The 25,341-nt window shown below is 70.0% G+C and carries 26 protein-coding genes, 1 other RNA gene and 1 pseudogene; 14 read left to right on the top strand and 14 right to left on the bottom strand.

The features are described 5' to 3' along the window. Position 1: 1 nt before the first annotated feature. Positions 2-817: a helix-turn-helix domain-containing protein gene (locus ACIA5H_RS00875; RefSeq protein ID WP_379252990.1), complete on the bottom strand. Its 816-nt coding sequence runs from the start codon at positions 815-817 to the stop codon at positions 2-4. 129 nt (positions 818-946) lie between these two features. Here ACIA5H_RS00875 and ACIA5H_RS00870 point away from each other — a divergent pair, with 129 nt between their 5' ends. From ACIA5H_RS00870 to ACIA5H_RS00860, 3 genes are all read left to right on the top strand, one after another. Next, positions 947-1,354 (top strand): hypothetical protein, encoded by a 408-nt coding sequence (locus ACIA5H_RS00870; RefSeq protein ID WP_379252991.1) that lies wholly within the window; start codon positions 947-949, stop codon positions 1,352-1,354. A 184-nt stretch (positions 1,355-1,538) separates the two neighbouring features. Next, on the top strand, positions 1,539-2,120 hold the full coding sequence (locus tag ACIA5H_RS00865; protein ID WP_397072944.1) for a GNAT family N-acetyltransferase: 582 nt from the start codon (positions 1,539-1,541) through the stop codon (positions 2,118-2,120). Continuing rightward, a complete protein-coding gene (locus ACIA5H_RS00860) occupies positions 2,117-3,076 on the top strand; it encodes a hypothetical protein (protein WP_397072942.1) in 960 nt (319 codons plus the stop codon). Before ACIA5H_RS00865 ends, ACIA5H_RS00860 begins: the two co-directional genes overlap by 4 nt. Positions 3,077-3,080: 4 nt before the next feature. Here the strand turns inward: ACIA5H_RS00860 and ACIA5H_RS00855 are convergent, their stop codons facing one another. The 4 genes from ACIA5H_RS00855 to ACIA5H_RS00840 all read right to left on the bottom strand — a co-directional run bounded on the left by ACIA5H_RS00855 (position 3,081) and on the right by ACIA5H_RS00840 (position 5,464). Next, on the bottom strand, positions 3,081-3,542 hold the full coding sequence (locus tag ACIA5H_RS00855; protein ID WP_355072794.1) for a GNAT family N-acetyltransferase: 462 nt from the start codon (positions 3,540-3,542) through the stop codon (positions 3,081-3,083). Between the two features lie 48 nt (positions 3,543-3,590). Next, on the bottom strand, positions 3,591-4,163 hold the full coding sequence (locus ACIA5H_RS00850; RefSeq protein ID WP_397072940.1) for an NUDIX hydrolase: 573 nt from the start codon (positions 4,161-4,163) through the stop codon (positions 3,591-3,593). Positions 4,164-4,195: 32 nt separating this feature from the next. Then, positions 4,196-4,483, bottom strand: coding sequence for a hypothetical protein (locus tag ACIA5H_RS00845; RefSeq protein WP_355072797.1), 288 nt, complete (start codon positions 4,481-4,483; stop codon positions 4,196-4,198). 93 nt (positions 4,484-4,576) lie between these two features. Then, entirely contained in the window at positions 4,577-5,464 is an 888-nt protein-coding gene (locus ACIA5H_RS00840) for an alpha/beta fold hydrolase (RefSeq protein WP_355072799.1), read from the bottom strand. Between the two features lie 36 nt (positions 5,465-5,500). Between ACIA5H_RS00840 and rnpB the strand changes: the two genes are divergently transcribed. Then, an RNA gene (rnpB, locus tag ACIA5H_RS00835) (RNase P RNA component class A) lies at positions 5,501-5,914 on the top strand. A gap of 97 nt (positions 5,915-6,011) precedes the next feature. On the opposite strand, the gene ACIA5H_RS00830 is transcribed toward rnpB, so the two are convergent. Beyond that, entirely contained in the window at positions 6,012-6,380 is a 369-nt protein-coding gene (locus tag ACIA5H_RS00830) for a hypothetical protein (protein ID WP_379252995.1), read from the bottom strand. A 452-nt stretch (positions 6,381-6,832) separates the two neighbouring features. Between ACIA5H_RS00830 and ACIA5H_RS00825 the strand changes: the two genes are divergently transcribed. Together ACIA5H_RS00825 and ACIA5H_RS00820 are read left to right on the top strand one after the other, a co-directional pair. Next, the gene (locus tag ACIA5H_RS00825) at positions 6,833-7,147 is read left to right on the top strand and encodes a hypothetical protein (protein WP_228827325.1); all 315 of its coding nucleotides are present in this window, start codon (positions 6,833-6,835) and stop codon (positions 7,145-7,147) included. 16 nt (positions 7,148-7,163) lie between these two features. Next, entirely contained in the window at positions 7,164-8,615 is a 1,452-nt protein-coding gene (locus tag ACIA5H_RS00820) for an RNB domain-containing ribonuclease (protein WP_397072937.1), read from the top strand. 294 nt (positions 8,616-8,909) lie between these two features. On the opposite strand, the gene ACIA5H_RS00815 is transcribed toward ACIA5H_RS00820, so the two are convergent. The 6 genes and pseudogenes from ACIA5H_RS00815 to panB all read right to left on the bottom strand — a co-directional run bounded on the left by ACIA5H_RS00815 (position 8,910) and on the right by panB (position 13,021). Further along, positions 8,910-9,773: a CHAD domain-containing protein gene (locus ACIA5H_RS00815; protein ID WP_397073405.1), complete on the bottom strand. Its 864-nt coding sequence runs from the start codon at positions 9,771-9,773 to the stop codon at positions 8,910-8,912. 45 nt (positions 9,774-9,818) lie between these two features. Next, a pseudogene (gene pip / locus ACIA5H_RS00810) lies at positions 9,819-10,766 on the bottom strand (prolyl aminopeptidase); the annotation flags it as partial. Positions 10,767-10,779: 13 nt separating this feature from the next. Continuing rightward, positions 10,780-11,229 carry a hypothetical protein gene (locus tag ACIA5H_RS00805; protein ID WP_355072805.1) on the bottom strand — a complete coding sequence of 150 codons (450 nt, stop codon included), beginning with the start codon at positions 11,227-11,229 and terminating at the stop codon, positions 10,780-10,782. 262 nt (positions 11,230-11,491) lie between these two features. After that, positions 11,492-11,893 (bottom strand): PIN domain nuclease, encoded by a 402-nt coding sequence (locus tag ACIA5H_RS00800; protein WP_355072807.1) that lies wholly within the window; start codon positions 11,891-11,893, stop codon positions 11,492-11,494. Beyond that, a complete protein-coding gene (locus ACIA5H_RS00795; protein WP_355072809.1) occupies positions 11,890-12,108 on the bottom strand; it encodes a DUF2191 domain-containing protein in 219 nt (72 codons plus the stop codon). Before ACIA5H_RS00795 ends, ACIA5H_RS00800 begins: the two co-directional genes overlap by 4 nt. Positions 12,109-12,166: 58 nt before the next feature. After that, the gene (gene panB, locus ACIA5H_RS00790; RefSeq protein WP_379252999.1) at positions 12,167-13,021 is read right to left on the bottom strand and encodes a 3-methyl-2-oxobutanoate hydroxymethyltransferase; all 855 of its coding nucleotides are present in this window, start codon (positions 13,019-13,021) and stop codon (positions 12,167-12,169) included. Between the two features lie 188 nt (positions 13,022-13,209). Here panB and ACIA5H_RS00785 point away from each other — a divergent pair, with 188 nt between their 5' ends. From ACIA5H_RS00785 to ACIA5H_RS00775, 3 genes are all read left to right on the top strand, one after another. Continuing rightward, positions 13,210-14,748, top strand: coding sequence for an alpha/beta hydrolase (locus ACIA5H_RS00785; protein ID WP_379253115.1), 1,539 nt, complete (start codon positions 13,210-13,212; stop codon positions 14,746-14,748). 164 nt (positions 14,749-14,912) lie between these two features. Beyond that, on the top strand, positions 14,913-16,250 hold the full coding sequence (gene glnA, locus ACIA5H_RS00780) for a type I glutamate--ammonia ligase (RefSeq protein WP_379253000.1): 1,338 nt from the start codon (positions 14,913-14,915) through the stop codon (positions 16,248-16,250). A gap of 58 nt (positions 16,251-16,308) precedes the next feature. Continuing rightward, entirely contained in the window at positions 16,309-19,320 is a 3,012-nt protein-coding gene (locus tag ACIA5H_RS00775; protein ID WP_397072934.1) for a bifunctional [glutamine synthetase] adenylyltransferase/[glutamine synthetase]-adenylyl-L-tyrosine phosphorylase, read from the top strand. Between the two features lie 57 nt (positions 19,321-19,377). Here the strand turns inward: ACIA5H_RS00775 and ACIA5H_RS00770 are convergent, their stop codons facing one another. Further along, complete coding sequence (locus ACIA5H_RS00770; protein WP_355072814.1) at positions 19,378-19,713, bottom strand: helix-turn-helix domain-containing protein; 336 nt, start codon at positions 19,711-19,713, stop codon at positions 19,378-19,380. Between the two features lie 106 nt (positions 19,714-19,819). On the opposite strand from ACIA5H_RS00770, the gene ACIA5H_RS00765 reads away from it, so the two are divergent. From ACIA5H_RS00765 to ACIA5H_RS00745, 5 genes are all read left to right on the top strand, one after another. Then, the gene (locus ACIA5H_RS00765; protein ID WP_040865768.1) at positions 19,820-20,146 is read left to right on the top strand and encodes a hypothetical protein; all 327 of its coding nucleotides are present in this window, start codon (positions 19,820-19,822) and stop codon (positions 20,144-20,146) included. A gap of 2 nt (positions 20,147-20,148) precedes the next feature. Next, positions 20,149-20,796 (top strand): cysteine hydrolase, encoded by a 648-nt coding sequence (locus ACIA5H_RS00760; RefSeq protein ID WP_355072994.1) that lies wholly within the window; start codon positions 20,149-20,151, stop codon positions 20,794-20,796. A 574-nt stretch (positions 20,797-21,370) separates the two neighbouring features. Beyond that, on the top strand, positions 21,371-22,063 hold the full coding sequence (locus ACIA5H_RS00755) for a class I SAM-dependent methyltransferase (protein WP_397072931.1): 693 nt from the start codon (positions 21,371-21,373) through the stop codon (positions 22,061-22,063). Between the two features lie 138 nt (positions 22,064-22,201). Further along, positions 22,202-23,146: an endonuclease/exonuclease/phosphatase family protein gene (locus ACIA5H_RS00750; protein WP_397072929.1), complete on the top strand. Its 945-nt coding sequence runs from the start codon at positions 22,202-22,204 to the stop codon at positions 23,144-23,146. Between the two features lie 294 nt (positions 23,147-23,440). Next, positions 23,441-24,877, top strand: coding sequence for a metallopeptidase (locus tag ACIA5H_RS00745; protein ID WP_397072927.1), 1,437 nt, complete (start codon positions 23,441-23,443; stop codon positions 24,875-24,877). Between the two features lie 3 nt (positions 24,878-24,880). Here ACIA5H_RS00745 and ACIA5H_RS00740 read toward each other — a convergent pair whose 3' ends face one another. Next, complete coding sequence (locus ACIA5H_RS00740; protein WP_355072822.1) at positions 24,881-25,333, bottom strand: 6,7-dimethyl-8-ribityllumazine synthase; 453 nt, start codon at positions 25,331-25,333, stop codon at positions 24,881-24,883. Between the last annotated feature and the right edge of the window lie 8 nt (positions 25,334-25,341).

Below are 25,341 nucleotides of genomic sequence, written 5' to 3'. Positions count from 1 at the left end.
CTCACGACTTCGCCGCGGCCGCCGCCCCGCGCAGCGCGGCCGCGGTGAAGTCGTCGAGGGGATAGAACAATTCGATGGCCAGCTCCGACAGCGTCACGTCGGCCGGAGCGCCGAAGGTCGCCATCGTGCTGAACATCGACAGTTCGCCCGCCGGGGTGCTGATCCGGATCGGCACCTCGAACGGGCTGGACGGTAAGCCGGTCCGCGCCTCCGCCTCCGTCCCCGGCGGATCGGGGTAGCCGGAGACCTCGTCGTAGAGTGCGGTCAGTTCCGCGTCACCGCTCGCGCTGACCTGCCTGGCCAGCCGCTCCAGGAACAGCTCGCGCACCTGGGTGCGGTTGGCCAACCGGGCCGAGAGCCCGTCCGGGTGCAGCACCAGCCGGTAGACGTTGGGCCGGGGCGCGCGGACGTGCTCGGGGACGCCGTCCATCAGCACGCGCATCGCCGCGTTGCCCACCACCACGTTCCACAGCCGATCGATGACCACCGCCGGATACGGTTCGTGGGCGGTCAGCATGGTGTCCAGCGCGGAGCGGACCGACGCGAGATGGGCGTCTTCGAGGCTGCTCTCCCGGTAGGCGGGCGCGAAACCGGCCGCGACGAGCAGGGTGTTGCGTTCGCGCAGCGGCACCTCCAGCGTGTCGCACAGCCGCAGCACCATCGCCCGGCTGGGCGCGGCTCGGCCGGTCTCCACGTAGGACAGGTGCCGCGCCGAGGTGTCCGCGGCCAGCGCCAGGTCGAGCTGGCTCAGCCTGCGCCGTTGCCGCCATTCCCGCAGCAGGATGCCCGCTCTCGACTGTGTCCGCACCGAAGTCACCCGGTCAGCTAAGCATCCCGGCGCGCGGTGCGGCCATGACCTCGGAGGTTATTGAGACGCCCATCTCCGGGCAGCAGGGTTGGTGCCGGGAGCCGATCGGCCCCGCCGGATCGACCACGGGAGTACGACATGAGACCCACCACCCTGGCTCGCCGCGACGGCGGCGCCGCGTTCCTGTGCTCCGCATTGCGCGTGGACGGCTGGAGCACCGGGATCTTCGGCGGGGTGTTGCTCGCCGGAGCCGGACTGCTGCGCGACCCGCTGGGGGTACCGACGGGCTGGTGCCTCGCGTTCGGCGTCGTCATGCTCGGCGGCGCGCTCGCGTTGCTGTCGATCGCCCGGCGCCCGGCGGTCGCCGCGCGCTACGCGGGGGCGGTGGTCACGGTCAACGCGCTCTCCGCGGCGGGGATGATCGGGCTGGCCGGTTCGGGATTCTTCGCGTTGACCGGGCTCGGCGTCGCATTCCTACTCGTCGGAGCGGCGGCGGTGGCGACCTTCGCCGGGCTGGAGTTCGCCGGACTGCGCAGGCTCGGGTGAGCGCCGTGCTCGATGACGACCGGTCCCGCCGCGCCGACGAAGCGACCCGCGCGGCTGCTCCGGACACCCTTGCCGGTTCGAGGTTACGAGGATCGGGTTGCTCGTCGCCGATGTCGCGGTGACAGCGCCTCGCCGTGGTCGAATTCCGTTGTGCACGAATCGTGGACCGGGTAGAGACGTGCGGATGGACGTTTCGATATCCGGGATCAGATTGCTCGCGCCCGATGACTGGGCGGTGTTCCGGCGCGTCCGGCTCGCGGCGCTGACCGACGCGCCGCAGTTCTTCGGTACCACCCTGGCCGAGGCGCGGGCCCGCACCGAAAGCGACTGGCGGCGCGCCCTGTCGGACCGGGCGCAGTTCGTGGCTGAGTCGGGCGGGACCGAAGTGGGCACCGTCGCGGGCATGCTCGACCCGGAACACGGTGGCGTGCACCTGATCTCGATGTGGGTGGCGCCGCGGGCACGGGGGACCGGCGTGTCCGACCGGCTGGTCGGCGCGGTGCTCGACTGGGCGGTCGCGGGCGGACACGACGTCGTCCGTTTGGAGTTCGCCGAGCACAATGCCTTCGCGGAGCGGCTGTATCTGCGCAATGGCTTCGTGCGGACCGGGGTGAGCGGGCCGATGGCCCCTGGCGACCCGCGACGGGAATTCGAGATGGCGTGGCGGCCGTCCCGTTTGTCCGCCCCTTCGCAGGGTATCCGGGCCGCAACGGCATCCGAGACGCCCGTCCCGCACCGCGACGCCGAGCACAGGAGACAGCCATGAACAAGCGCAAGCCCACGGACAAGGGACCCGACGACGTGCAGGACACCGCCGACGTCTCCGGTAACCGGTCGGCCGGAACCGGGCGACCGGCCGAGGATGCGGCGCACGGGGGCCGGGAGCCGGAGCCGGGCGCCACTCGGCGCGCGGCGGGCACGCCCGGCGACTCCGACGAAGGCGGCGCGGGAGCACCGGCCACGGGGAGTGCGGCGCAGGTCTCGGAAGACGCGTCCGTGCAGGTCACCGTCGCCGCCGACGCGGCGGCGACGGTGACCTCGGGGAAGGTTCCGACCGGCACGGCCCCGCAGGCGGGCGGCACGCCTGATGCGGGGGAGTCCGTGACTGCCGGTACGGCTTCGCAGGCGGGCAGCGCGTCTGGTGCGGGGGAGCCGCTGTCTTCGGGGGAGGTTCCGACCGGCACGGCCCCGCAGGCGGGCGGCACGCCTGATGCGGGCGAGTCCGTGAGTACCGGCGCGGCCCCGCAGGCGGACAACGCGCCCGGTGCGGCGGAGACGGTGTCTTCGGCGGAGATTGCGACCGGTGCGGCCCCGCAGACTGGCGGTACCGCCGATGCGGCGGCGGTGTCTTCGGCGGCGGCTGCGCAGGAGGGCCGCACGACTGGTGCGGCGGAGCCGGTGACTCCGGCCGATGCGGCTGCGCAGGCGAGTAGCGCTCCTGGTGCGGCAGAAAAGCCGGAATCCACCGGGAGGCACGCGGCCGGAGCCGGGAGTCGTGAGCAGACGCCGGTCGGGGAGTCGGTTCGACGCGCGGCCGAGCGCGCCGAACGAGTCCAGGCGGACGCCGCCACCGCCGCCGAACGCGGCGCGGCGGGAATTCCCGGCCCGGTGGCGCACCCGGGCCGCACCCTGTTGGAGACGCTCCGCGACAAGCCTGTCCTCGCTGCGATTCCCGCCTCGGTCCTGGCTTTCATTTTCTGGCGCGCGTTCCGTCGAGGCTGACCCCTTACACGCGCCGCCGGTAGAACTGCCGAGATCCGCCCTCTGGCCCGGGATCCGCCTCCTCCGCGGGATGGAAGCCCAGGTTCTCGTAGAACGCGCGCGCACCACTGGCGACCGCGCCGGGATGGTCGGGCCCGAAGGTGACCACTTCGAGCGTGCCGGGAGTCGGCACGTAACGGCGGATCGCGTCCGTGGTCAGCGCCCGGCCGATCCCGTGCCCGCGCGCCTGTTCCGCGACGACCAGCCAATGCACCCGGTAGGTCGGCGGGTTCGAGCCGAACAGGATGCCGCCGAGCACTTCCGCCCCCGCGGACCGGGCGACGAGCGCCGTACCGCGCCGCACGTGCCGCAGCACCGCGGCGCGAAATCCGGCATCGTCGGCGGACGCGCCGAACCAGTGCTCGACCTGCCCCGCCAGTTCGAGAAAACCGGCGAGGTCGTCCTCGCGCGCAAGCCTGACAATCATCCGCGCCATCGTGACACCATCGGCCGCCGCCGTCGACTCGAAGGGACCTCAGTCGGCGGCGGGTCGCAGAGCGATGTCGAGCTTGGTGCGGAAACGTCCGAAGTGGGGGTCGGTGTCGTGGAGGGCGAATCCGTCCAGTTCCCACCATCGTTCACCGTCGAACTCGCGCGGATCCAGGGCATGGCCGTCGGCGCGGTCACCGCGGATGACATACCAGAGGCTGACGTCCTCGTGACCGGAGTCCGAGCCGACCGTGGTGGTGACGGTGAGGAACAGCGGGTCGGGCCCGATGACGTCGAATCGGGCCTCGACGCCGATCTCCTCGGCCGCTTCACGCCGCGCGGTATCGAGCGGATGCTCGCCCGGATCGACGTGCCCTCCGGTCGGCAACCACAACCCGGCGAGGCGATGCTTGCCCAGCAGCACCGCCCGTGCCGCCGGATCGACCAGCACGACATAGCAGACCAGGTGCCGCGGCGGGGTCGCTGGTCTGGCCCGCCGGAAGATGTCGTCGGTCGACGCGAGCCAGGCCAGCGTCGTGTCGATGTGCCGTCGCTCGAGCTCGTCGAGGGGCGCGATCCGACGCACGATCTCGGCGATCGCGGCGGTGGAGGGCTGCATGGCACGGACTGTAGCGCCGGGCACCGACAGGTTCAGCCGTCCAGCACAACGGGTTTCAGCCGGGCCGTGTACGCCGCGGCGCGGTCGAGCGCGTCGGCGGCCGCCGCGAGTTCGATCAGCGCTTCTTCGAAGACTTCGCGTGCCCCGGCGACGCAGTAGCCGGGGGTGGTGAGCGCGCCGATCCCGTCGGTGTCGATCAGCAGCCCGGAATCCGGCAACGCGCCGTAGTCGTCGGCCAGCGCCGCGAGGTCGCGCCGCAACTCGCGTACCCGGTGCAGCAATCGGCCGCGCCGTTGTTCCAGGATCAAGGGATCGATCATCGGTGCCTCGTTTCGATCGACGCGTGCTCTTTCGCAATCTACCGAGCGCGGCACCGATGTGCGGCCCGGCCGCCGGGCCGGGCCGCGAACGCCCTATGGTCGCAGCACCGACACCAAGAATTCGGTTTGGTCGTACACGGTCTTCTCGAAGACCTCGTCGAAATAGATGTCGAAATGCTTGGCGGGATAACGTTTCACCACCGCGTGCTTGGTGCGTTCGGCGGCGCGCAGCGCCGATTTCACCGGCGCGACGGAATCGTCATCGCACAGCGCGTACAGCACCGGCATCTTCAGTGCCTTCGCGCGCCGCGCGGGTGCGTCGAAGAGTGCCGAGAACGCTACTCGCGCGGCCACTTTCGGCTCGTAGGTCTCGCTCTCGTCGGTCAGCCTGCGGAAGCCGTCCGGTACGTCGGGCGCGCTCATCAGCGCCGCGGCGCCGCGGCGTCCGGCCAGCCGAATGCCGACCGGCTTGCGCCGGAGCGTTCCGAGCAGCAGGTCGGTGGCCGCGATGGTGGTGACCTTGACCAGGCTGATCGGCCCCTTGGCCAACGCCGAGGACAGGCCGCTGGTGAACGGCACCTGCGCGACCACGGCCGCGATGTAGGCATCGTCCGGTGCGACCGAAAGCACGTGGCCGCCGCCGAACGACGTGCCCCACAACGCGATCCGGGTCGCGTCGATGCCGCGCAGCGTGCGCGCGAACGCGATGGCGGCATGCCAGTCCGCGCGCTGGCGCGCGATGTTCAGCAACTGGCGCGGCGTGCCCTGGCTGGCGCCGAAATGCCGATAGTCGAATACCAGGACCGCCATTCCCGCGGCGGCGAAACGCCGCGCGTACCGATCCAGTCCCATTTCCCGATTGGCCCCCAGGCCGTGTCCCATCACCACTAGCGGGCGGGGTTTGGGTGCGCCGTCCGGGCGATATAGCCACGCCGCGCACTGTTCGCTTCCGGATGGGAAGCCGACCTCGACACGTTCCATGGCCATCAACCGTACCCAGTATCCTGTTCTGGCGGACGAGTTGGTCGGGCGGCCGCGGCGCTGGGAACGGGCACGGCTGTGCCGCCGCCCGGCGCCGAGGAAAGTCCGGACTCCACAGAGCAGGGCGGTTGTTAACGGCAACCCGGGGTGACCCGCGGGAAAGTGCCACAGAAAAGAGACCGCCCACGGCCTAGCGGTCGTGCGGTGAGGGTGAAACGGTGCGGTAAGAGCGCACCAGCGCCCCGGGTGACCGGGGCGGCTCGGTAAACCCCGCCCGGAGCAAGGTCGAAGGCCGCACCGGTTACGGTGCGGCTGCGCAGGCGCTCGAGGGCTGCTCGCCCGAGCCTGCGGGTGGACCGCTCGAGGTACCCGGCAACGGAGTGCCCAGATGGATGGCCGCCTCCCGGCTCAGGCCGGGGACAGGATCCGGCTTACAGACCAACTCGTCCGCCCGCCGGCGCGTGCTCCGCACTCCGGCTCGACTCCGCGCGAGGTCGCGTTCCGCGAACTCGGCGGGTGTGCGAAGCACGCCGGGATAGCGCGGGGGTCAGCACATCAGTTTGGCCATTTGGTAGATCGCCTTGGCTTCCTCGGCGCTGGGCTGGGTGGCGCCGCCCGCGCGCTTGGTGATGTTCTTGACGACGTCGTCCTCGGATTTGCCCGCTTTGATGTCCCCGCAGGTTTCGGTCAGGATGCTCGCGATCTTCGCGTCGTCCTTGCCCTCGGCCAGCTTGGGGAACGCGCCGCGGAAGCTGACGAGGAACGCGCCCGCCTTCACGCTGTCGACCTGGGCGGCGGCCTGTGCCGTGGTGGTGGCGGACGAGGTGGCATTGCTGGTCTTGTCGTCCCCGCACCCGGTGAGGAGCAGGGCGAAGAGGGTGGCGCTGGCCGCGATGGCGGCGGTAGTTCTTGTCACGGAGCGGCATGCTAGCCGCCTATAACCACCGCCGCCTCCCGTCGGGTTAACGGGAGGCGACGAGCAGTGGGAAAAAGAATCGGGCGGTCAGATCGGGTTGATCACGAAAACCTGCGCCCAGTACGCGGCCTGCTCCGGGCCCAGCAGCGGCAAGAGGTAGTCGAACAAAATCGATGACATAGGTGCGGAGCTCCCAAATTGTCGACGTGCGGAACATTTCCAAACGTGCGGGCGAACCCACGCCCGTCACGGCGGGCCACGTTAGCAGCGCCGCCCGGGTCGTGTCGCGGGGCGAGAATTTCCGCTGTCCGATTCGTGCGGAACTGGCCCTGATCGTGATCGACGTCATAAAGTAGTCGCCGTTGGTAGGGGCCGGTGCGGGGCAGCACCGGGCCATTCATACTTCGATCGCGGGAAAGCAGGTCTCAACACATATGCGAGTAGTTCGCTCCATGGTCGCCGGCGCATTGGTCGCAGGCGCCGCTTCGGTTTTCGCGGTGCTGGGTGCGGGGTCGGCCGGCGCGGTCGCGGTCACCCCGCTGCCGGGCGGGGTTCAGGTCGACCTGAGTCCCGCCGACACGGTATGGGTGCACCAGAATCATGTCGGTCTGGCTATCGCCGGGTTGCCGCATCCGTCCGCCGCCTCCTTCGGCGAGGCGCTGGACGCGGCGGCTCAGGTGTCGTCCTCGGTGCCGAACGGCCGGGTCACGTTCACCGTCTACGGGCCGTTCGACCAGTTGAACGGCTCCATGCTGGCGCTGCAGTAGGACCCGGCGCCCCAGCGTGGAACTCCACCAGCGGATCGTGTCGGCGCCGGTCGATTTCGGCGCCATCCGGTCCGAGTTCGGCCTGGCCTCGGCGTACCCTGCCGAGGCCAGTGCCGAGGCCCGCGACGCGGTCGACGCGTTCGCGGGCAACCGGGTCGATCGCACGGACATCCCGTTCGTGACGATCGACCCACCCGGGGCCATGGATCTGGACCAGGCCCTGCATATCGAACGCGGCCCCGGCGGCTTCCTCGTGCATTACGCCATCGCCGACGTGGGCGCCGTGATCTTCCCCGACGGCGCGCTCGCCAAAGAGTCCGGCGCCAGGGGCCAGACCTTCTATCTTCCCGACGGCACCGTGCCGCTGCACCCACCCGCGTTGTCGGAAGGGTCCGCCAGCCTGCTTCCGGACCGGACGCGCCCGGCCGCGCTCTGGACGATCGAACTCGACGAGCAGGCCGAACCGGTGCGGTACTCGGTTGTCCGCGCCCTGGTGCGCTCCCGTGCCCGGCTCGACTACTCCCGCGTGCAGGCCGACGCGGAGTCTGGTCGGCTGCATCCCTCGATCGCGGCCCTGCCGGAATTCGGCACGCGGCGCATCGAGGCGGGGCTGGCGCGCGGCGCGATCGGGCTGCGGTTGCCCGCGCAAAGCGTGGTCCAGGACGAGCACGCCGACGGGCACTGGCGCCTGGTGGTGGAACCGCGCACCGCCGCCGACGACTGGAACGAGCAGGTCTCGCTGCTGACCGGCATGTGCGCGGCGCGGATCATGCTGGACGGGCACGCGCCCGCACTGGACCGGGTCGCGCTGCTGCGCACCATGCCGCCACCGTCGGAATCCGCGATCCAGTCGATGCGCCGGACCGCGCAGGCGCTGGGCGTGGCCTGGCCCGACGGCGAAGCTGTCGGCCGGATGCTGGCCCGGCTGGACACCGGCACTCCCGCGGCCCTGGTCCTGATGTCCGAGGCGACGAGCTTGCTGCGCGGCGCCTCCTACACCGTCGTCGACGGCGCGGCAGGAGTGCCGCACGCGCCGGAAGCTCTGCGGCACAGCGCGATCGGCGCGCCGTACGCGCACGTCACCGCTCCGCTGCGGCGGTTGTCGGACCGGTTCGCGACCGAGATCTGCCTGGCCCGGTGCGCGGGGGCCGAGGTGCCGCGCTGGGTGCGGGAGGGGCTGGTGAGCGCCGCCGAGACCATGCGGCGCAGCGACAGCGTCGCGGGCAAGATCGAACGCGCCTGCATCGACCTGACCGAATCGACCCTGCTCGCGCAACGTACCGGCGCGACGTTCGACGCCGTCGTGGTGCGCGAGGCCAACGGCAACCGGCCCGCCGTGGTCTTCGTCGCCGACCCGCCGGTGCTGGGCCCGTGTGAGGGGAGACCGCCGGAAGGCGAGACCGTGCGGGTGCGGCTGCTGTCGGCCGACCCGAGGGAGCGGAAGGTGTCCTTCACCTACCCTGCGTGAACGACAGCGGCGGACGCGCCGTGCACGACCTCGTCTCGCAAGCGTGCCGGTGAGCAGAGGTTTGCACCGCGGCGGCCGTGTTGTCGACTATGAGCCAGCGAGCTGGGTTGATCGACCGCGCGCGGGTGGCCGCGTTGCCGACGGACGCGAGGCGGCCCGAGTTGCCGACTCCGGACGCGCGCCGGCGTCGTATGCCGGCTGCGGACGACCGCTACCGGTCACGGCACCGCCCGCGGCGCTGCTGGTCGGCGAACGCGGTGATCGGCTCGACCGGCTCCACGCCGGGACGCCGGATCACCCCGTGATGACGGCCGCTCCGAACAGCGCCGCGGCGGTGGCCGGATAGCGGCTCAGTTCACGGCCCGCCGCGGCGTCCTCCGTGGCCGCGAGGGCCTCGTACAGGCCGGCACGCTCGCCCGCCGCCGCGGCTTCGGCCGCCCGGTGCAGGATCGCGTCGTGCGACTCCACCGCGTCCCGATGGTCGCCGAGCACGGTCTGCAGCTTCTTCGCCCGGACGCCGCGATCGGCGGCGTCGTCGCCGAGGACCTGCTGCGCCGCCTCGCACGAGTACCGCAGCCGCTTGGCGCTCTTGCGGATGTCGTGCAGCAGTTCCACCCGTTCGAGCGGATCGACGGTGGGCTCGGCGCGGATCAGGGATTCCACCCGGTCGAGGTCGCGCCGCAGCACCTCCCGGAACACGTCCGGCGCCGCCGCGTCGGCGCGTGAGTGGCGCAGCGGCGGGTCGGTGCGCCATCGGGACAGCTCGTCGCGCAGCTCGCGGTAGCGGGCGCCGTCCAACGCGGTCAGCACCTCGTCGTGCGCCGCGCGATAGCGCTCCCGCTCGGCGTCGACCAGCCGCGCGGTGACCGCGTCGAGCTCCGCCGGGTCGGCTCGCTCGGCATGATCGGCCAGCAGCGTGGCGAACCGATCGGCGCGCACCTCCGCGTCCCGCGCTTCACCGAGCAACCCGGCCAGCCACTTGAGTTCCGCGCCCATCGCGGCGGCGGGTTTCTTGGCGAGCAGTTTGCCGTAGGACCGCAACACGCTGCGCAGCCTGCGGGTGGCCACCCGCATCTGATGGACCGAGTCCTCCGCGTCCGCGCGGACCGCGGGTTCGGCGGCCGCGAGCCGGTCGATGTCCTCGCGCAACGCGTCCACCAGAGCGGACCCCGCCGTGCTCACCGTGCTGGTCCGCGCTTTCGCGAATCGGTCGGTGGCCTCGACCAGGTGATGTGTGATGCCGGGCTCGTTCGCCGCGTGCCCCGCGTCGTCGACGATGTGCAGAACCGACCCGGGCCAGGCTCGGTGCAACTCCCACGCGCTGACCGCAGGGCAGACGATGTCGTGGCGGCCCTGCACGAGCACGGCCGGGATGTGCGCGATGGCGTCGATGTCACGCAGCAGCTGGCCCTCTTCGAGGAACCCGCCGTGCCGGAAGTAGTGATTCTCGATCCTCGCGAACGCCAGCGCGAATCGCGGCTCCGACGTCTCGGCCACCCGATCCGGATGCGGCAGCAGCGAACTCGTCGCGCCCTCCCAGCTGGACCAGGCGATCGCGGCCTCGCGGGCGAGGTCTTCGTCGGCCGAGTGCAGCAGGCGGTGATAGACCTCGACCAGGTCCTGATCGCGTTCGTCTTCGGGCACCGGCGCGAGGAACTTCTCCCACTCGTCCGGATAGACGTAACCCGCCGCGCCGTTGTAGTACCAGTCGATTTCCTTGCGGCGCAACAGGAAGATGCCGCGCAACACCAGTTCGGTCACCCGGTCGGGGTGCCGCTGCGCGTAGGCCAGCGCGAGCGTGGAGCCCCAGGAACCGCCGAACACCTGCCAGCGATCGATGCCGAGATGTTCGCGCAGCCTCTCGATGTCGGAGATCAGGTGGCCGGTGGTGTTGTGTTCCAGACTCGCGCCGTCGGCCAGGTGCGGAGTGGAGCGGCCGCAACCACGCTGGTCGAACAGCACGATCCGGTAGGCGTCCGGATCGAAGAAGCGCCGGTGGAACGGCGTGGTGCCGCCGCCGGGCCCACCGTGCAGGAAGACGACCGGCTTACCGGCCGGATCGCCGCTGACTTCCCAGTAGACCGACTGGCCGTCGCCGACCGCGAGCATGCCGGAGTCGTGCGGCTCGATCTCGGGATAGAGGGTGCGCATCCGGCCGCCCGGCTCAGAACGCCAAGCCAGAGGCCAGATCCGGGATGCCGAGCGCCTCCACGGCCTGCTGACGGACATCCGGGCAGCTCTTGACGGTGGCGCGGTCGACGATCGGCTTGTCGGCCAGCACCGCGCCGTTGATGCCGCCGTTGCGCAGCGCCCACTCGTGCACCAGGGCGTTCAGCCCGATCTTGCCCAGGGTCCCGCCCTGGATCCGCCAGTTGGACAGCTCCGGCCGGATCATGTCGCACAGCTGGGTCGCGGCCGCGTCGGAGATCTCCGGGCTCGTCGGCGTGACGCGGCCGGAGGTCGTGCCAGGAGCGGCGGTGGCCGACACCGTGGTGGAGCTCGAGCTGCCGGTGGGCGCCGGGCCCGAGTCGCTGCCGCAAGCGGTCAACGCGGCGGCGGTGAGAGCGCCCGCCACCAGCAGGGTGCTGCGTGAAATCCAACGGCTGTACGGCATGGGTACCTCTGGTCGTGTCGGTATTGTCGGCATCGAGTCTGCCATTGATTCCGCCGACCGGCCCGAACCGGCCGTTTTCGGTGGGAAGAGTTCAGCCGAAGTGCGCGCGCAGCTCGTCGAGCAGTTTCGGTGTTCATGCGACGCCCGAGCCGCTCGATGGACGGAGAATCGCTGCCCGGAGACAGGGCGTCGGCCGGACTCGGTTCGCCACCGCCGCAGGGTGATCGAGTGGCGTCGCTCTACCTGCCGCACTTCCCGAGTTCTATCGGTCGACGCGAATCATCGGAAGTTCCGGTCGTACCTTCGCGATCGAGTCGAAGTCCGCGTCCGCGTGAATGAGCGTCAGGCGGTGCTCGAGCGCGGTGAGCGCGATGACGATGTCCATCGGCGACGGCCCGCGATGATGGCCGATGCGGACCAGATCACGCTGCACCGCCAACACGTGGCGCCAGGGATCGTCGAGCGCGGGGTACCAGCCGAACGTGCGTCCGAGAACAGCGAAAAACGGTTCGAAGTCCTTGCCCGATCGAACGGAAACCATGAGCTCGGCTTCGACCGGCGGACAGATCGCGACGAGTCCTTGCGCCACCTGGCGGGGCCATGGATCATCGACCTGGCCGCGGAGCAGTCGCCACACGGCCGAGGTATCGGCGAGGTAGGTCACCGCTGGGGATGCTCCTCGCCTGCCAGAACGTCGAAGTCCAAAACGTCCTCGGCATTAGCCTGCAGCCAGGCCAAACTGCGGGCGCGATCGTCCGCGGTCAGGCCCGCCGCGATGGCCAAAGCCCGATTGATCGTGTCACGTTTGGTGCGTGTGCCCAGCTGCTGCTGAGCGAGTGCCAGTGCGCCGTCGTCGAGATCGACTATGGTCCGCGTCATGCTCCGAACCTCCCTTGATATACGGATATACGTAAGTATATCAAGGGAGGTGGCGATTTCAGAAACTGTGCTCCGCCGCGGGGAAGGTGCCCCGGCGCACTTCGTCGGCGTAGGCAGCGGCGGCGGCACGCAATTCGTCGCCGACGTTGCCGAAGCGCTTGACGAACTTCGCGGTCTTGCCGCTGGTGTAGCCTGCCATGTCCTGCCAGACCAGCACCTGCGCGTCGGTGTCGGCGCCCGCGCCGATGCCGACGGTCGGAATGGTCAGCTTGCGGGTGACCTGCCCCGCCAGTTCGGCCGGGACCATCTCCATCACCACGGAGAACGCGCCCGCCTCCTGAACGGCGATGGCGTCGGCGATCAGTTGCTCGGCGCCGTCGCCACGACCCTGCACGCGGAATCCGCCGAGGGTGTTCACGCTCTGCGGGGTGAAGCCGATGTGCGCCATGACCGGGATGCCCGCCGCGGTGATCAGCGCGATCTGCTCGGCGACCCGCTCGCCGCCTTCCAGCTTCACCGCGTGCGCCCCGCCCTCCTTCATGAACCGGGTCGCCGTCGCCAGCGCCTGCTGCGGGGAGGACTCGTAGGTGCCGAACGGCAGGTCGGCCACGACCAGCGCGTGCGGCGCGCCGCGCACCACCCCGCGCACCAGCGGGATGAGCTCGTCGACAGTGATCGGCACGGTGGTGTCGTAGCCGTACACCACGTTGGCCGCGGAATCGCCGACCAGCAGCACGGGAATGCCCGCTTCTTCGAACAGCCGCGCCGAGGAATAGTCGTAGGCGGTCAGCATCGCCCAGCGTTCACCGTCGGCTTTCATCTGCTGCAGGTGGTGCACCCGGGTCTTGCGCATCTTCTTGGGCTCGGCGGGCGCCGCACCGTAGGCAGGGGTTTCCGAGTCGGATACGGACATCATCGTCCCTTTCGTCTGTGTCGCCTCGGGGCCCGTCCGGGTCCCCGGGAGTGTCTGACGATTTCAGTGTGCCACCCGCCACCGAGGCGGATTAAGGCCGATGACCGGTGCGATTGGTCACAGCGCGGCACGGGGTTTGCCCGGGGCGGCCACCGCGTTCGCCCGATGGCAGTATCGACAGCATGTCGATGGTGCGGAATGGGCGCGGTGCACTCCCGGTGGCGGTGCTGGCGTCGCTGGCTGTGCTGGTTGCGGGGTGCGCCGTCACCCGCACCGAAACGGGGCAGCCTGCGCCCACGCCGCCCACCGGGCTGGAGAAGTTCTACGGCCAGGCGGTGCAGTGGGGTGACTGCACCGGATTCGGCGGGCCGGACGACCGGCTGCCGCCGAGCACCGAGTGCGCCCGGATCACCGTGCCGGTGGACTACGCGGCACCCGACGGGCCGACCGCCCAGATCGCGATCTCCCGGACGCGGGCGACCGGGCGGCGGGTCGGTTCGCTGGTGATGAACCCGGGTGGCCCGGGGGAGTCAGGTCTCGGCCTGTCGTCGCTCGGCAACAAGACGGAATTGGCCGAGCGCTTCGACCGGATCGGCTTCGACCCGCGCGGCGTCGGTTCTTCCACCCCCTCGATCGTCTGCCAGACACCCCAGGAGCAAGACTCCGAGCGCGCCGAGCCGGAGGACGACTACACCCCGGCGGGCATCGCCGACGCCGAGGCCGACAACCGCCGGTACGCGGGCCGCTGCGCCGATCGGACCGGGAAGGAGTTCCTCGCCCACGTCGGCACCCGCGAGGTCGTGCAGGACCTCGACATCATGCGCGCCGCGCTCGGCGACGCGAAGCTGACCTACGTCGGCTACTCCTACGGCACCAAGATCGGTTCGGCGTACGCGGAGCGGTTCCCCGACCACGTGCGCGCCATGGTGCTGGACGGCGCCATCGACTCCTCGCAGGATCCGGTGCAGGAGTCGCTGCGCCAGGCGGCGGGCTTCCAGAAGGTGTTCGACGCCTACGCCGCCGACTGCGCGCGGCAGCCCGACTGCCCGCTTGGCGCCGACCCGGCGCAGGCGGTGCCGCGGTTCCGCGCGTTGGTGAACCCGCTGTGGGACAAGCCGGCGCCGACCACCGATCCGCGGGGTCTGACCTACGGCGACGCGCTCACCGGCGTGCGCCAGGCGCTCTACACCGACGAATTGTGGAAGGTGCTCACGCTCGGGCTGTCCGAGCTGCGCGACGGGCGCGGCGATACGCTGCTGGCCCTGGCCGACCTGTACGACGGACGTCGCGACGACGGCACTTACGCCAACACCAGCGACGCGTTCAACGCGATCCGCTGCGTGGACGATCCGCGCATCACCGATCGCGGGGTCGCCGGACGCCAGGACGCCGAATACCGGAAAGCGGCCCCGTTCCTGGACGACGGGCGCGGCACCGGCGCGGCGCCGCTGGAGCTGTGCACCGCCTGGCCGGTGCCGAACACGAGTGAACCGCATCGCATCTCGGTGACCGGTCTGCCGAAGACGGTGGTGGTGTCGACCACCGAGGACCCGGCGACGCCGTACCAGGCCGGAGTCGACCTGGCCGACCAGTTGGGCGCCGCGCTGATCACCTATCAGGGCAACCGGCACACGGTGGCGCTGGCGGGCGGCGTCCCCTGCGTCGACGACGCGGTGATCGCCTATCTGGTCGACCTGACCGAGCCCGCCTCCGGCCTCACCTGCTGAGCCGGGCGCGCGCGGTTGCTGATCGGTCACGCGATGCTGCCCGGTCCGGAAGAATCTCACAAACCGGACGATCCGACTGTGCGGAGTCTTCCGAAAAAACCAGGTCAGCAATCTTAAGCGTGTATGTAACACAGATTTAACGCCGGATGCTTACGCTCGCGGACATGGATCGCCAGAAGGAATTCGTGCTGCGGACGCTCGAAGAGCGGGACATCCGCTTCGTACGTCTCTGGTTCACCGACGTCTTGGGTTACCTGAAGTCCGTCGCGATCGCGCCCGCCGAGCTGGAGGGCGCGTTCGAAGAGGGTATCGGTTTCGACGGCTCGGCCATCGAGGGCTTCGCCCGCGTCTCGGAGGCCGACATGGTCGCCCGGCCGGATCCGTCGACCTTCCAGGTGCTGCCGTGGGCCACGAGCAAGGGCCATCAGCACTCCGCGCGCATGTTCTGCGACATCACCATGCCGGACGGCTCGCCGTCCTGGGCCGACCCGCGCCACGTGCTGCGCCGTCAGCTGAACAAGGCGGGCGACGTCGGCTTCAGCTGCTACGTGCACCCCGAGATCGAGTTCTTCCTGCTGGAGAACGGCACGCGTGACGGCGTCCCGGTCCCCGCCGACACCGGCGGCTTCTTCGACCAGGCCGTGCACGATTCGGCGCCGAACTTCCGCCGCCACGCCATCGACGCGCTGGAGTCCATGGGCATCTCCGTGGAGTTCAGCCACCACGAGGGCGCTCCGGGTCAGCAGGAGATCGACCTGCGCTACGCCGACGCGTTGTCCATGGCAGACAACGTGATGACCTTCCGCTACCTGATCAAGGAAGTCGCCATCGACGAGGGCGTGCGCGCGACCTTCATGCCCAAGCCGTTCGCCCAGTACCCGGGCTCGGCGATGCACACGCACATGAGCCTGTTCGAGGGCGAGACCAACGCCTTCCACGACCCCGACGACCCGATCAACCTGTCGGAGACAGCGCGCGCGTTCATCGCGGGCATCCTCGAGCACGCCCCGGAGATCAGCGCGGTCACCAACCAGTGGGTCAACTCCTACAAGCGCCTCATCCACGGCGGCGAGGCGCCCACGGCGGCCTCGTGGGGCCGGTCCAACCGCTCCGCCCTGGTCCGTGTGCCGATGTACACACCGAACAAGGCCTCCTCGCGGCGCGTCGAGATCCGCAGCCCCGATTCCGCGTGCAACCCCTACCTGGCCTTCGCCGTGCTGCTCGCGGCCGGTCTGCGTGGTATCGAGAAGGGCTACACGCTGCCGCCGGAGGCCGAGGACGACGTGTGGTCGCTGACCGTCGCCGAGCGGCGCGCGATGGGCTTCCGCGAGCTGCCCGGCACGCTGGACGAGGCGCTGCAAGCGATGGAGCGCTCCGAGTTGGTCGCCGAGACCCTGGGCGAGCACGTGTTCGACTTCTTCCTGCGCAACAAGCGCCGGGAGTGGGCGGACTACCGCAGCCAGGTCACGCCGTTCGAGCTCAAGGAATACCTGGGGTTGTAATCCGAGCGATGCCCCGGGGGCGGCGTGCCCCCGATCGCGGCCAGGTAATTTGAGAACCATGGTCCGGCCCCCCTCTGCGCGCTCCGCTGTCCCCGGTGTCGGTCGGCTCGGATTGCTCGAGCCATCCGCCGCCGCGTCGCTGCGCGAATTGGGCTGGGACAACGTCGAGAGCATCCCCGTGCTGTGGTCGCTGTCCCGCGCGCCGGACGCCGACCTCGCGTTGAGCACGCTCATGCGACTGCGCGAGAGCATCGGGGACGGTTGGCACGCGATCGATTCGGCGATCCGTACGGATACGTCGCTGCGGGGCAGGCTGTTCGCGCTGCTCGGTTCCTCCAGCGCGTTCGGCGATCATCTCGTCGCGGCGCCGGAGTCGTGGGAAGGCTTGCGCCGCAAGGAGTTACCTGGACGCGACGAGCTGATCGCCGATCTGCTCGCCGTGGTCGACGCGGCACCGGAGGAGGGGCCGAACGCGACCCCGATGCTGTTCCGCGCCGCGATCTCGGGGCCCGAAGTGGCGGCGTCGCTGCGCAAGCGGTACCGCGATCACTTGATGCTGCTGGCCGCGCTGGATCTGGCGGCCACGGTGGAGAACGAGCCCGTGCTGCCCTACCAGGTGGTCGGCAGGCAGCTCACCGACCTGGCCGACGCCGCCCTGACCGCGGCGCTGGCGGTGGCGGTGGCGCGGGTCTGCAAGGACGAGCCGGTGCCGGTGCGGCTGGGCGTGATCGCGATGGGCAAGTGCGGCGCGCGCGAATTGAACTATGTCAGCGACGTCGACGTGGTGTTCGTCGCCGAGCCCGCCGACGCCACCGCCACGCGTCTGGCCGCGGAGATGATGAGCGTGGCGAGCCAGGCGTTCTTCGAGGTAGATGCGGCGCTGCGGCCGGAGGGCAAGGCCGGTGCGCTGGTGCGGACGCTGGATTCGCACATCGCTTACTACAAGCGCTGGGCACGCACCTGGGAGTTCCAGGCGCTGCTGAAGAATCGTCCGGCGACCGGTGACATCGCGCTCGGCGAGCAGTACCGAGCCGCGCTCATGCCGATGGTGTGGTCGGCGTCGGAGCGTCCCGATTTCGTCGCCGACGTGCAGGCGATGCGCCGCCGCGTGGAGGATCTGGTGCCCGCCGATCTGCGCGAACGCGAACTCAAGTTGGGGCGCGGCAGCCTCCGGGACGTCGAATTCGCCGTGCAGCTCCTGCAATTGGTGCACGGGCGGGTGGACGAGACGCTGCACGTGCAGGGCACCGTGGAGGCGCTGACCGCGCTGGCCGCGGGCGGCTACGTCGGTCGCGACGACGCGGCCAATCTCACGGCTTCCTACGAGTTCCTGCGGCTGCTGGAACACCGGCTCCAGCTTCAGCGGTTGCGTCGCACCCACACCCTGCCGGCCGACGACGACGAGGAGGGCATGCGCTGGCTGGCCCGCGCGGCGCACATCCGGCCCGACGGCAGGCAGGACGCGGTGGGTGTGCTGGGCAGCGAGATCCGCCGGAACGCGGTGCGCGTGCGGCGCTTGCACGCCAAGCTGTTCTACCGGCCGCTGCTGGATTCGGTGGTGCGGCTGGAACCCGATGCGCTGCGCCTGAGCCCCGAAGCCGCAATCCGGCAGCTGGCTGCTCTCGGCTACGCGGCGCCGGAACACGCCCTCGGCCACCTGAAGGCCCTCACCGGCGGCGTGTCGCGCAAAGGGCGCATCCAAGCCCTGCTGCTGCCGACGCTGCTCGAATGGCTCGGTGAGACACCGAATCCCGACGCGGGCCTGCTGGCCTATCGCCGCGTGTCGGAGGGGCTCGCCGACCAGATCTGGTTCCTGCGCGAACTGCGCGACGAGGGGGCGATCGCCCAGCGGCTGATGATCGTGCTCGGCTCCTCCGAGTACCTGCCCGATCTGCTGATCAACGCGCCGGAGACGATCCGGATGTACGCCGACGGCCCGAGCGGCCCGCTGCTGCTCGGACCGCAGCCCGACGAGGTGGCCCGCGGCATCCTCACCGCCGCCGCGCGCTACGAGGACCCGAAACGCGCCGTCGCCGCGGCCCGTTCGCTGCGCAGGCACGAACTCGCGCGGGTGGCGTCGGCCGATCTGCTGGGCATGCTCGAAGTGCCGCAGGTGTGCCGGGCGTTGTCGTCGGTGTGGGTGGCGGTGCTCGAGGCGTCGTTGCGTGCGGTGATCCGGGCGGGCGAAGCGGAGCGGGGTGCGCCCGCGCCTGCCGACATCGCGGTGATCGGCATGGGCCGACTCGGTGGCATGGAGCTCGGGTACGGCTCGGACGCGGACGTGCTGTTCGTCTGCGACCCGCGGCCGGGCGAGGACGAGACCAAGGCGGTGAAGTGGGCGATCGGGGTGGCCGACCGGGTGCAGCAGCTGCTCGGCGCGCCGAGCACCGACCCGCCGCTGCACGTGGACGCCGGGCTGCGTCCGGAGGGGCGCAACGGCGCGCTGGTGCGCACGTTGGCCGCCTACGCGGCGTACTACCAGCAGTGGGCGCAACCCTGGGAGGTGCAGGCGTTGCTGCGCGCGCACCAAGTGGCCGGTGACCAGGAACTCGGGGTGCGTTTCCTGCACGTCATCGACAAGGTGCGGTACCCGGAGGGCGGTGTGTCCGCCGAGGCGGTGCGCGAGATCCGGCGGATCAAGGCCAGAGTGGACGCCGAGCGGCTGCCCCGCGGCGCCGATCCGGCCACGCACACCAAACTGGGGCGCGGGGGCCTGGCCGACATCGAGTGGACGGTTCAGCTGGTGCAGCTGCGGCACGCCCACGAGGTGCCCGGCTTGCACAACACCTCCACACTCGAGGCGCTGGATGTGATCGAGCGGACCGAGCTGCTGGACGCGCAGGACGTGGCGCTGCTGCGCGACGCGTGGCTGACCGCCACCAATGCCCGCAACGCCTTGGTCCTGGTACGCGGCAAACCCAGCGATCAGCTACCGGGTCCGGGGCGGCTGCTTTCCGCCGTCGCCCGCGTCGCGGGGTGGCCCAACGACGACGGCAGCGAATTCCTCGACCACTACATGCGCGTCACCCGGCGCGCCAAAGCGGTCGTCGAACGAGTCTTCGGCGCGTGAGGTTCCTGTCCGCGCGCACGTCCCTTTCGGCCTGACGAAATCGAGCCCGCGGCCGGCTCAAGGACCGACGGTGAGACCCGCGCGGGCCGCGCGCTGTTCGCCCCAGTCGTAGAGCGCGGTGAGGACCGGGACGAGGGTGCGGCCCTCGTCGGTGAGGGTGTATTCGACCTGCGGAGGCACCGTGTCGAAGGTGGTGCGCCGGACCAGGCCGTCGGACTCCAGTTCGCGCAACTGCTGGACCAGCATCTTCTCGCTGGTGGTCGGCATCCGCCTGCGCAACTCGCCGTAGCGGTGCACACCCTCCTTCAAGTGGGCCAGGATCACCGGCTTCCACTTGCCGCCGATCAGGTCGACGGTCACCTCCACGGCGCAGTTGTAGCGCTTGTCGGGCACCTGTCCTCCGGGTACTCACTGAAAAGTGCGTTCTTGTAACACTGTAATCATCGCGATTCCATGAATGCCGTTGGTATCGACCACCGCAATCATGGAGCGAAACATCGTGAAGGTCATCGTTTTCGACCGCTTCAAGCCAGGCGTCACCCTGGAGACGATCAACCCGTACCTGCCCGAGGAGGTCGCCAACGTGTGGCGGCTGTGGAAGGCGGGCATCGTCCGCGAGAACTACGCCCGCGCCGACGAGCCCGGCGTGGTGATCGTATTCGAGGTCGACAGCGTCGAGGAGGCGCGGAAGTACGTCGCGGACTTCCCGCTCACCAAGGCCGGATACCTGGAATGGACGTTCGTCCCGGTGCAGGCGCCGTTGCCGCTGGAGGCGCTGATGGATCCCGCCGTCGACGTCGCCGAGCCCTACGACCGGACCGCGTGAGCATGCGCCACGCCTTCGGCCTGAGCATCCCGCAGACCGTGCAGGAGGCCTGCGATCCCGCGCGGATGGCGCTGCTCATCTACGACATGCAGGTCGGCATCGTGCGGCAGATTCCCGGCGGCGAGGAGATCGTGCGCGCGTGCGTGCGGCTGCGCGACGCCGCCCGGGCGGGGGGCTTCCGGGTGTTCTACACCCGGCACATGTCCTTGCCGGTGGCGGCGTCGGGCGTCGCCCAGCTGCGCACCGCGATGTCCTGGCAGCGGGTGGACGACCCGGCGGACGTGCGTTCGAGCTTCCCGCAGGGTTCGCCGCAATTCCACTTGGTGCCCGAGTTGACGCCGGGTCCGGACGAGGTGGTGTTCGACAAGATCACCATGTCGGCGTTCGCGGCCACCCCGCTGGACTTCGCGCTGCGCGACTGCGGCATCGACACCTACGCCGTGGCGGGCATCGCCATGGAGGTGGGGATCGAGCCGACGGTTCGGCACAGCCTGGACCTGGGTTATCTGCCGATCATCGTCACCGACGCGTGCGGCGCCGGTCATCCGGCGGCGGCCGAAAGGTCGCATGCCACACTCGAATTCACCGGCGGATCGCTCACCACGGACACCGCCGCGCTGACCGAGGCCATGAGTCGGCACGCCCACTGACGTTGCGGTCCGCCGAACCGGTGTGCGTCGCGCGCCGGTTCCGTGGCCATCGGCTCGTTCGCCCGGCCGAATGTGCCGCTATATCTCGGCAGGGAGCGAATCGGCCGATCCACGTTCCTGCGCGCGGTCTCCATGCGGCGCCCAAGTCGACCACCGGCCGGACGAGGCGCTGCTCGGTGTGGGATCACCACCAGGCCCGCGCGGTGATCTCCACTGCGCGGGCCGGGTCACGGACTCCCGCACGCCAGGTCGTCCTGCGGTGGGGTGTTCGCGGCGCCGGTCAAGATCTGGAAGCGATCGACGAACCGGCGCAAGGCGAGCCGGTCTTCGTCGCCGAGCCCGTTCGCGGTCGTGACGGTGACCTCGCCATCAGTTCTCGGCCAAGGGTAGACCGGCCGACCTCGTCATGGACGACGATCCGCCGCCCAGCCCACGGTCCGGTCTCGATCAGTGGCGTGTCGAGCGGTGCGGGAGATCTCGCCCAGCCCCGGTGTCATCCCGCCCGTCGAGCGGATCGAGCGCGTCGTGGGCGAGGGTCCGCGACATCGGGCAGATGCACTGATATTCGTTTGCTATGACGACGCCAGAGGATTTCGATTTCGATGCCATCTATAGGGGCACCGGCGGCCCGTTCGGTCCGGGTGTCAAAGCACCGTGGAGTATCGGCGAACCCCAACCCGAACTCGCCGCCCTGATCGACGAAGGGAAATTCCACGGTGACGTGCTCGACGTCGGCTGCGGGGAGGCGGCGATCTCGCTGTATCTGGCCGAGCGGGGTTACACCATCGTGGGATTGGATCTGTCGCCGACCGCGGTCGAGCTGGCCCGTGCCGAGGCAACCCGGCGCGGCCTGACGAGCGCTTCGTTCGAGGTCGCCGACATCACTTCTTTCACCGGCTACGACGGCCGCTTCGGCACCATCGTCGACAGCACGCTGTTCCATTCGATCCCGGTCGAGTCGCGGGATGGTTACCAGCAGGCGATCGCCCGCGCCGCCGCGCCGGGTGCGTCCTACTTCGCGCTCGTGTTCGACCGGGCGGGCCTGCCCGAAGTGCCCCAGCCGGGGCCATCGCCGGTCACCGCCGATGAGCTTCGGGAGGTGGTGTCGAAGTATTGGACGATCGATGAGATCAGGCCGGCGCGAATTCACGCCAACTTGCCCGCGGAGTTGCCCGAGGGCGCGCCTGTCCGGTTCGAAGGGATACGCGACGAGCCCGGCGGCCGCAAGTCGGTTCCGGCCTGGCTGCTGTCGGCCCACCTGGGCTGATTCTCCGACAGCGAAGTCGCGAGGTGCGTCGCCCGGGCGAGGGACATCGCCAGGCATCGAAGTGGCCGGGTTTCCTCTGTGCCGGTCTCGAGCTGCACCGGATCAAGGGCTTCACCGGCATTGCCTAGGCTCGACCGCATGCGTAGATGGATGGACCGGGCATTGTTCGGTGTGGGGTGGTGCGCAGTAGCCGCAGGCGCCGTCGGGATAGCGCTGCACTTCGCTGCGTGGCAGCGGCGAGTGCTGGTGTTGCTCGCATCGGGGGCGTCGTACTTCATGATCGGCGCGATCGTGGGCCTGGTGCTCTTGCTGATCGCGCGCGGATGGCGCAGCGCCGCTGTCGCCGGGGTGCTGGCGGCGGCGACGCTGTGGACGCTGGTGCCCGCGTTCGTGCCGCAGGGCCGGGCAGCCGACGGTCCGAAGCTGACCGTCATGCAGTCGAATCTGCTGTTCGGCGGCGCCGACCCGGCCGCCGTTGTGCGCGCGGTGCGGGACGACCGGGTCGACGTGCTGACCGTGGACGAACTGACCGACGCCGCGCTGGAGCGGTTGGCGGGCGCGGGCCTGCTGGGTGAACTGCCCTACCACTACACCGAGCCCACCCGCGACGGCGGTGGCGGCACCGGCATCTACAGCCGATATCCGCTGCGCGACACCAAGAAATACGACGGATACATCCTCAACAACATCTCCGCGACGATGGATCACCCCGAACGGGGACCGATCACCGTCTTCGCGTTCCATCCGGTCCCGCCGCCGTTCGATTTTCCCGCGTGGCAGACGGAGATGCGCAAGACCAGGGAAATCCTCGACGCGCAACGGGGCCCGGCCATCGTGGGCGCGGATTTCAACGCGACCCGTGACCACGCCGCCTTCCGCGACCTGCTACGCGGAAGCTTCGCCTCGGCGGCCGACCAGGCAGGCGCAGGCCTGCTGCCCACCTTCCCCGCCGACCGCGCGTGGGGACCGGTGATCGGCATCGACCACATCCTGCTCGCCGCCGCCACCGCCGAAGAGGTACGCACCCTCTCGGTCGCCGGCTCCGATCATCGAGCGCTGCTCTCCCACATCCACCTTCAGTGACCCCACACTGTCGGGCGCGCACAGACCACGCGCGACGGCCGCCACATCGAACTTCGCCGCCGGCAAGTCGCGATGCGCCCCGGCCGGCTTCTGGTGATCTTCGATTGTCGCTCTGAGGCCGCTCCCATCATCGACCGCACCCGACCTGCTGCGCGCCTGACCAGGCGTGAAAGTGCTGCGCGCCTTGGCGATCCGGAGACGATCGTGGCGCTGTGATGCGCGCAGCGCGCTCGCGGCGATTACGATGTGAGCGCTCGGCGAGCCCGAGACGCGGTACTCGGGGAGGCGAGTTCGATGAGGAAGTACAGGCGATTCGGTGTGGCCGTGCTCGCGGTGGTGGCGCTGGTGTCGGCCGGATGCGCGCAGGGCACGAACGACCGTGCCGCACGGCAGGTCTCGCCGCCCGCCGACACCTGGGAACTGGCCGGGTCGATGACGGCTTCGGGCCCGAACGGTCCCCGCAAAGGTGTGCCGGACGCGCCGCTCACGGCGGAGAACGGTGATGGCGGCGTCATCGACAAGCTCGCCCTCAATACCATCGCCGACGTGCAGGACTTCTGGACCAAGGAGTACCCCGCGCACTTCCCCGGCACGTTCAAGCCGGTGACCAGGTTCATCTCCTGGGACGCCAAGGCGCCCAGAACGCAGTCGGTCAAGTTCTGCAAGTCCGACACCTACCAGGTGGTGAACGCGGCCTACTGCGGCGGTGACCACACCATCGGCTGGGACCGGGGTGTCCTGCTGCCGAAACTGGTGCAGAAGTACGGCGAGATGGCGGTGGTGATGGTGCTCGCCCATGAGTACGGGCACGCCATCCAAGGGCAGGCCAGACTCGCGGGCCTGCTGACCCCGCCGCTCGTGCAGGAACAGCAGGCGGACTGCCTCGGCGGTGTATTCCTGCGCCATGTGGCCGAAGGGAATTCGGCGCACTTCACGCTCAACACCACCGACGGCCTCAACGCCGTGCTCGGCGCCACGGTGGCGGTGCGCGACCGGGACCCGAACGATCCGGACAACGTGCACGGCTCGGCCTTCGAGCGGGTGACGGCGGTGCAAATCGGTTACACCGACGGCGCCGACGGGTGCAAGAAGATCACCAGGAAGGAGATCGCCCAGCGCCGCGGCAATCTCCCCACCACCTTCGAGCCCGGTGAGGAGCAGGCGCAACTTCCGGTGGACGCCGCCGCCCTGACCAGCCTGAGCCAGGCGCTGACCAAGATCTTCCCGGTCACGCGGACCCCGCAGTTCGACTACTCCGGGGTCGGCCGCGGTTGCTCGGACGGCGCCGTCACCCGGCCGGTGTCGTACTGCCCGAGCGCGAACCGGATCGGCACGGACGTGCCCGCCTTGGCCCGCCGCGGCGGAACGATGACCGACGGCGACCCGCTGTCGGCGGTCGTGGACGGCGACTACAACGCGTTCGTCGTCTTCGTCTCGCGCTATGTGCTCGCGGTGCAACAGGATCGCAAGCTGTCGCTGACCGGCGCGGAGACGGCGGGCCTGCGCACCGCGTGCCTCAGCGGCGTGGTGACCACCAAGTTGAGCGAGCCGGGCAGCGACCCGCACCTGTCCGCGGGCGATCTGGACGAAGCGGTCTCCGGCCTGCTCGCCGACGGCGCGGCGGCCGCCGACGTGAACGGAAAGGTAGTGCCGAGCGGCTACCAGCGGCTCGAAGCGTTCCGCACCGGCGTCCTGGACGGTGAGAGCGCCTGCCTGGCCAAGTTCCGGTAGTCGCTACACCGGCAGCGATCGCAGCGAGCTGAGCGTGCCCGCCAGCGCGCGGGCCGCCTCGGCGCCCTTGGTGACGAAATGCTCGGTGAAGTACGTGACGTGCTCGCTGTGCTCGTGGAAGTGGTGCGGGGTGAGCACGACCGAGAACACCGGCACGTCCGTGTCCAGCTGGACCCGCATCAGCCCGTCGATCACCGCCGAGGCCACGAAATCGTGCCGGTAGATGCCGCCGTCCACCACCAGCGCGGACGCGACGATCGCGGCGTACCGGCCGGAATGCGCCAGGCGCTTTGCGTGCAGCGGGATCTCGAAGGCGCCCGGCACCTCGTAGACGTCGATGCCGGCGGGATCGAAACCGAGGTCGGCGTATTCGGCGCGGAAGCCCTCGTACGCCTTCTCGACGATCGAACTGTGCCAGCTGGCGCGGATGAACGCGATGGATCCGGTAGTACTCATGGAGAGAT

Origin of the sequence: Nocardia sp. NPDC051900, from assembly GCF_044452545.1 — a bacterium.
In the GTDB taxonomy this organism is placed as follows: domain Bacteria; phylum Actinomycetota; class Actinomycetes; order Mycobacteriales; family Mycobacteriaceae; genus Nocardia; species Nocardia sichangensis.
Note: the sequence above shows the minus strand (reverse complement) of the source record. Positions and strands in the feature narration are given on the sequence as shown.